Origin of the sequence: Brasilonema octagenarum UFV-OR1 (assembly GCF_963888615.1) — a bacterium.
GTDB lineage: Bacteria > Cyanobacteriota > Cyanobacteriia > Cyanobacteriales > Nostocaceae > Brasilonema > Brasilonema sennae.
In genome coordinates this window covers 47210-54587 of sequence record NZ_CAWPKW010000236.1, presented here as the reverse complement: position 1 = coordinate 54587, position 7378 = coordinate 47210, and the positions used below count along the sequence as shown (strand labels likewise).

Genomic DNA, 7378 nt, shown 5'->3' with positions numbered 1-7378 from the left:
CACGCCAGATTCCTACGGAGGGAAACCCTCCTGCAGAACTGGCTCCCCAAGACCGCGCTGGCTCACCATTCTCAATAATTGCAAGGTGGGCACTGCCCACAATGTAAAAATAGGAGTCGAGCGCAAACAGTAAACAGTGCCCACCCTACAAAATTTCCTAAATCATAAGCCCTACTACCGCTACGCAAACGTGAATAACAAGATTCCCGAATTCTTTAAGAAGTCGGGAATCTGAACCTATCGATTTTCACAAGTTAAACGTAAAGGAGATTTTAATCAATGGATAGTTCCATCATTTCAGAACAGATACAGGAACCTTTGCATGAGCATACCCACGACGAAGAAGGCAATAAAATGTTCGGTTTTATTGTGTTCTTACTTTCAGAGAGTGTCATTTTCTTAAGTTTTTTTGCAGGCTATATTGTTTATAAAACAACCACTCCTGATTGGTTACCGTCTGGTGTTTCTGGATTAGAAATTAAAGACCCTGCTATTAATACGGTGATTCTTGTTTCTAGTAGCTTTGTGATTTATTTCGCAGAACGCGCCTTAATACGTCACAATTTGAATCAATTTCGCCTGTTTCTTTTAGCAACAATAGCAATGGGAACTTACTTCCTAGTTGGACAGGCGATTGAGTGGAGTCACCTTGCTTTTGGCTTTACTAGTGGTGTTTTTGGTGGAACATTTTACTTATTGACTGGTTTTCACGGTTTTCACGTTCTGACTGGGATTATATTGCAAATTATTATTTTTGCTCGTTCGTTTCTTCCGGGCAATTATGAGTCTGGTCACTATGGTGTGAATGCAACATCTTTATTTTGGCACTTTGTTGATGTGATTTGGATTATTTTGTTTGTCCTCATTTATATCTGGCAGTGAAGATAAGTTGACAAATTGAAGCAAAATGCTGTTCACACGTTTTGGGGCGAGCGCTTTTATTTTGAGTTTTCAATTTTTGTTTTTCTACAACCTTAAAAGAGGAGAAATCTTATGATTGTTGATGATCAACACTATGACTTAATTATCATCGGTACAGGTGCAGGTGGGGGTACATTATTACACAAACTTGCACCGACAGGTAAGAAAATTCTTGTTCTGGAAAGAGGCGATTTCTTACCAAAAGAAAAAGAAAATTGGAGTGCCGTTGAGGTTTTTGGAAAAGCACGCTATAACGCTCGTGAACAGTGGTACGATATCTCAGGAGATCCTTTTCGTCCCCAAACCAATTATTGGGTAGGAGGTAACACCAAGGTTTATGGTGCGGCTTTGCTACGGATGCGAGAAAAGGATTTTGAGAAGGTTCAACATCAAGATGGTATTTCTCCAGAATGGTCTGTCAAATACCAGGACTTTGAACCTTACTACACTGAAGCAGAAAAGCTTTACTCTGTCCACGGTAAACAGGGAGACGATCCAACAGAACCTCCTCACAGCGAAGATTACCCTTCTGCTCCGGTAAGCCACGAACCCCGAATGCAGCAACTTTGCGATGCTATCCTTAAGCAGGGGCTGCATCCATCACATCTGCCTTTGGGCTTAAGGCTAAATGAAACCGATGCCGATGACAGTGATTGTATCCGTTGTAAAACTTGTGATGGGTTTCCTTGTAAGGTTGATGGCAAAGGTGATGCTGAGGTGATAGGAATTGTTCCAGCCCTGGAATTGCCCAATGTCACACTAAAGACAGAAGCTAAAGTTGTCTGTTTACACACTAGTCCGTCTGGTCGAGAAATTAAAGCTGTTGAAGCGGAAATTGGTGGGCGATCGCATCTGTTTTTCAGTGATATTGTGGTGCTGGCGTGTGGAGCGGTGAACTCAGCGGCGTTGTTGTTGCGATCGGCAAATGAACAGCACCCCACCGGACTTGCCAATAGTTCTGATCAGGTGGGACGCAACTTCATGAAACACCTGATGACAGCACTGGTGCAACTCAGTCCTAAACCTAACCATACCGTGTTCCAAAAGACGATTTGCGTCAACGATTTTTACTGGGGATACTTGGATTATGAATATCCAATGGGTCATATCCAGAATACGGGTAGTCTTCTTCAGGAGATGATTCTTACTGAAGCACCACCTTTGTTGGCTCTTTTGTCAAAATTAATGCCAGGACTTGGGCTGCGGCAGTTGGCATCGCGTACAATTGGTTGGTGGCTGCAAACGGAAGATTTACCCGACTCCAACAATAGAGTGCGCGTGGAGGGTTCTAAACTATATTTGGATTACACGACCAATAATTTTGAGGCTCATGACCGCCTGATTTATCATTGGACAGAAATACTCAAATCAGTAGAAAGAACTGAAAACAAATCAGGGTTACCGCTGGACATTTATCCTTATAGCAATACCACGATTCGAGTCGTGGGGCATCAGTGTGGTACTCTCCGTTTTGGAGAAGACCCGACAACATCTGTTCTTGACCTCAATTGTCGCACCCATGATGTAGATAATCTTTATGTTGTAGATGGCAGTTTCTTCCCATCTAGTGCTGCTGTGAGTCCTACATTAACGATTATCGCCAATGCCCTGCGAGTTGGCGAACACTTGATTTCACGGTTGAGTTAAGTAGAACAGGACTTACGCAACGAGATCTAGCAGTTATGGGAGGGTGTAAGGGGGTGAGGGTGTCACGGGTTTTAACACCTACACCCTTACACACGCCAGATACCTGCGGAGGGAAACCCTCCTATGGCACAAAGTGCCACGCTACGCTATCAGTACTGGCTCCCCTATACCCCTATACCCCTTGCCCATTGAAACTTAACGCTTTTCGGTTCCTTGATTAGCGCCGCCCTCTACAACAGACTCGCTGCTACCAGATTCTGGTGCTGCAGACTCTTTACCACCACTTTTAGTAGCAGCCCCTGTCTTGCGGCTTTCTTCGTCAACAGTGGTTTGATAACCACCAGAAGCCGCAGTATTTTGTTCTTCTTTTTCGTTTTCTGGATAAGACATGATCAAACTCCGTATTTAACACTCCTAACATCTTAGGAAGTATAGGAATGCCATTTCTTCTGTCCAAGATGTAGTTCTGCTTAATTATTCCATATGTCTTCTGGATGAATTATCATTCATATCGTGTCGGAGAATAGGGAACAGGGAACAGGGAACAGGGAACAGGGAAGAAGAAATAAAAAGTACCTAGCTGAGCAAAAATCAAATACAAGTCCTATATTTTACAATTGGAAAACCCAGCGACGAAAGAGTTCTACGATAATGCGCCAGCGTCCCTCAATTTCTTCAACGACATCATGACGCTTTAATGTATTGAGCGCTTCTTGCAAAGCGGCAATTTCTATATTTGTACAATCATATAAGGCTGTAATACTTAATCCTTGTGGTGGTGACGCTAACGCCCGAAGTATCTCCCGCTGACCAGCAGCACCCCGCGCCGCTTGACCCCAAACGCCATCAAAGTAGTAGCGTCCCCGCTGGAAAAACTCAAAGTCGTTGACAACTGCCTCCACATCCCCTATTGTGAGATTATTATCTCGGGCGCGTCCTGTGTTAAAAACTTCGTCATTGTAACGGCGGACGAGTTGGAAAGCGACAAGTTGTACTAAATAAGGTTGTCCGTGGGTGAGTGAGTAGATTTTATCAAGGGCTTCCGGCGTGTAGTCGAGGGGAAAGTCTTCAATAGATGGATTTGCAAGAATTTGGTGAGTCGCCCCGGCTTCCATGAAGCCAACTTTGATTGTCATCACACTGGCGTAGAAAGGTTGAAAGTAATCGGCTGTCATCTCCTCCAAGGTGTGCAAACCTGCCAAGACAAAGGCAATTTTAGAGCTTTTCTGCGTCAACCCCCGGAGATACCCCATAAAATCTAGAGGAATTTTTCCTGCCGACATCAGTTCCTCGATTTTCTCGAACTCGTCTAAGGCAATAATTAAACCCTGAGTTCCTAGTTCTGCTTCCACCTGTGTCAAGTATCTTCTAAATGTCGGTTGCGGAAGACTCAGCAAATCCTCATTGCTTGGAGGTGGAATTTGCATCACTTCAGAAATGGCATCAGAAATCGCCATCAACACTTCTACGACTCCTTGGGGAGCATCTGCAACTTCTAAAAGATTGACATACGCTACTTGTACACCTGCTTTTACAAAACTGGCGACATTCCGCAGAATGGAAGTTTTGCCCATCCGCCTGTGTCCGTAGATAACAACAGATTGGAGTTGAGAACTTCTCATCCACAACTCCTGCAACTGTCTGATCACATCTTCCCGTCCAACGAAGCGATCGCCTACAACTGGATCGCCAATGATGTAAGGATTACTCACAGGCTTGGTGATGGAAATTTCCCCAACTTCCTTGGCTATCCCCTCCAAGGCATATCTCCAAGTCTGGGCAATGTCTATAATTAACCAGCGTTCTGCTTGCGGCAGAGTATCGGCATTATTTAGAATTTCTGTGAGTTCCCCTAAAGCGCGGTTGAGAGCTAAAGAGCGTTGATAAGCAGACTGACTGCGCTGTATAATCTTGGCATTCTCAACGACAGAACGTAGAGATGTGAGAGTTTGCCAGGTGATTGGGCGCAGCAGAGGTTCTTGTGGAAAGGGAGGAATTTTTACTGTTGCGATCGTGTTTGGTTTGTTTGCTTTGTTAAAAGCTGCTAGAGTTTGGGCGAGGGTGAACATTTCTTCACCATAGGGAAGAGAACGCACTTGTGCAAAAGCCGCCACGGCTTTCACTGGTTCTTTTTCGTGCAGATACCAGAAACCAGCTGCTGTAGCACGGGCGGGAGTGTCTAAGCGAGTATCTGTGAAAAAAAGAGCTTGGAGTTGTTCTTGCCAACGACGAGGCAAGAAAAAGAACAACGGGAAAGAAAAGAAATCTTTGACAAATGTTGACTTGAGCGTTTCATTAAGAGAAGCTGAGGTAAAACGTACGAGTTGCCAATCAAAAGGATCTTCAGCTAGCTGAACGACACGAAAGACAACTTGCTCTGGAGGGGTTTCCGCCAGTACCAGATTAACAGCTTGAATCACGGGGATGAATTGAAGAGTGTAAGCCAGCAATTGGTTGGCGTTATGCAAACCAGTCTCCCAGTCTTGACACAGCCAATTTTTCAACCGAGAAGACAGGGAGTAAAGCGGAAGTGGAGTAACATGGGGAATTTGCCATTGTCTGTGGGGCGATCGCAGAACAAGAGGTAACCCAAAAAGCCAATTTTCTGGACGGAGTATCGCCACGCCAAACGCCACGCCAAACGCCACGCCTAACGCCACGCCAAACGCCACGCCTAACGCCACGCCGCCCGCCACGCCTAACGCCACGCTATACGCCACGCCTAACGCCACGCTATACGCCACGCCTAACGCCACGCCTAACGCCACGTCATACCAATTAATATCAACGCCTATTTGCTGAAGAAGCCAAGCCAACGTCAGCGGTGTAACAACTGTCAACACCAACCCTTGGATAAGCAAATTTCGCTGAATGGGATTTTGTCGCAGCAACTCCCATTTCTCTTGCCAACTCATTTCCTTTTCAGGAATATACCCACCCCCGAAAGTGTCCATATACCACCGCAAAGCTTGGGGGAAAAAAAACACCCAATACAACAGGCGCAGGTAATCCAACGGGTTCCACAGGGAGAGGGGGCGCTTGAGTTTCGGGGCTAAGTCTAGGCGGGGTACGGGTGGGTGTTGGTTCATTGCAGGTTCTCCGCCATTTTCAGTAAGCTACGAACACTACCCGCCCGGAAATAAATTTCCTGGCTCACAGTCAAAGTCCTCTGAAGAGGACTGCAAAGCATAACGATTGTGAGAGTCCACTTGAGTGGACTTTCTCTATCAGCCTGGGATTTTAATCCTAGGCGGTCGTGGACGATATACGATAATAGTGCAAGAACTGAATTCATTCCCCACCTCCGGTATACCGCGCATAAATTCTATAGCACCGCTGCATGAGTTTCCGAGAATGTCCGCTACTTTCTTTTAGCAATTGCACAATCTCCTCCTCAGTAAACCTTACAGAACTCCCCGCCAGACGACTATCTATAAAAGCACGCATGGTAGTTTCATCCCAAGGCTGAATATGTTCCTCCTGACAAATACCCGCCAGCGGTGATGTCTTACCTTCATCATGACTATCATTAAACAAATCGTTGAGTGGTTCAGTCGCAGCTAAAATCAACTTCAGCGGCGCATTGCTTCCCTCAGCTAAACCCCGCAACTTATCCCTGACTCCACGAGTAAACCCCTGCCAAGTCATCTTTCCTACATTATCTAAAGCCAGTAGCACTTTATTTTTATGTGCTTTCAAATTTCGGGTTAACAGATACCCTGTACATTCCGCGATACCCACCTCGTGACACAACGCGCTGTAAAAGTCATCTTCATTATCTATATAATTCAAATCTAGAAAAACTGACTGACGCGACGGTTGCAGGCGATTTTTCGCTTCTTGGCAAATCGCCCATAGTAAAGATGACTTGCCAATTCCTTCTTCTCCTATCAAAGCAACACTACTTCCGCTGTTAAGCACCTCAAACACCCGCTGCATTTCCCTTTCTCGTCCAAAGAACCGTTGTGTATCTTCTACTCTGCCATTCTGGGGAATGAAGGGATTGGGAATTGCCCTTTCTGTTCTCGATTTTAAGTCAGAAATTAGGTCTTTTTTTACATAAATCACTGGTTTGAGATGCTCTGGAATACCTTGTAGTTGAATTTGTACACAGCCAAACTTATGAGCATCTTTAATGGAACGATTTGCTGCTAATGCTGTGTAGAAACCAACAGCAAAAGAAATCGCCGCTTGATCACCAATTGCGTCATTCATCCCAATCACAAACGGGATATGTTGGGCGATCGCCTTTGCCTGAATTTCAGAGTAGCAAGCATTTAGCACCACACAATTTACGTGCTGTGCAAACAACTCAAACATTGCTGCCAAAGCATCAGCCTTCACAGACTGAACTTTGCCTACTTCATTCTCAAAGCAAAGCTCTCCTTGACTTGTACCATGTCCAGAAAAATGTATTATGTTTGGCTCAATATCAAAAAATGCTTGAGTAATATCCCCTACACGAACTGACTCTCGCTGTTCTAGCTGATATTTTTCTGGCGCTTTGGCTATTCGCAATCTTTCTTTAATATCTCGTAACTCTTGCCCTAAACGTAACCGAGAAGCATCACTCGGATCGGCTGCTAAAAACAGGATTTTTACAGAAATAGCACCGCTCATTTAGGCAATTATGAGAGTTCAGTTACTGAAGAATATAACACTATTCTCAACAAGCATTCTCGCCCGCCCAGAACTGAAGTTCCGGGCTTATAGCACCAAGTCCATTTTAATGGACTAAAAACCTTTTATCAATTTGCGTTATGAGTCGTTCAGGATTGATGAGATTGCTTCCTTCCACTACCCTTCGGGA

5 protein-coding genes are annotated in these 7378 nt (G+C 44.9%); 2 read left to right on the top strand and 3 right to left on the bottom strand.

Annotated elements, in window-relative coordinates; translation table 11 throughout:
- Window positions 1-279: 279 nt before the first annotated feature.
- Window positions 280-882: a cytochrome c oxidase subunit 3 gene (locus AC5590_RS19245; protein WP_169265092.1), complete on the top strand. Its 603-nt coding sequence runs from the start codon at window positions 280-282 to the stop codon at window positions 880-882.
- 111 nt (window positions 883-993) lie between these two features.
- The gene (locus AC5590_RS19240) at window positions 994-2568 is read left to right on the top strand and encodes a GMC oxidoreductase (RefSeq protein WP_169265091.1); all 1575 of its coding nucleotides are present in this window, start codon (window positions 994-996) and stop codon (window positions 2566-2568) included.
- A 195-nt stretch (window positions 2569-2763) separates the two neighbouring features.
- Here AC5590_RS19240 and AC5590_RS19235 read toward each other — a convergent pair whose 3' ends face one another.
- From AC5590_RS19235 to AC5590_RS19225, 3 genes are all read right to left on the bottom strand, one after another.
- A complete protein-coding gene (locus tag AC5590_RS19235) occupies window positions 2764-2958 on the bottom strand; it encodes a hypothetical protein (protein WP_169265090.1) in 195 nt (64 codons plus the stop codon).
- Between the two features lie 221 nt (window positions 2959-3179).
- Window positions 3180-5657 (bottom strand): AAA family ATPase, encoded by a 2478-nt coding sequence (locus AC5590_RS19230; RefSeq protein ID WP_169265089.1) that lies wholly within the window; start codon window positions 5655-5657, stop codon window positions 3180-3182.
- Window positions 5658-5859: 202 nt separating this feature from the next.
- Window positions 5860-7188 (bottom strand): nSTAND1 domain-containing NTPase, encoded by a 1329-nt coding sequence (locus AC5590_RS19225; RefSeq protein WP_169265088.1) that lies wholly within the window; start codon window positions 7186-7188, stop codon window positions 5860-5862.
- Between the last annotated feature and the right edge of the window lie 190 nt (window positions 7189-7378).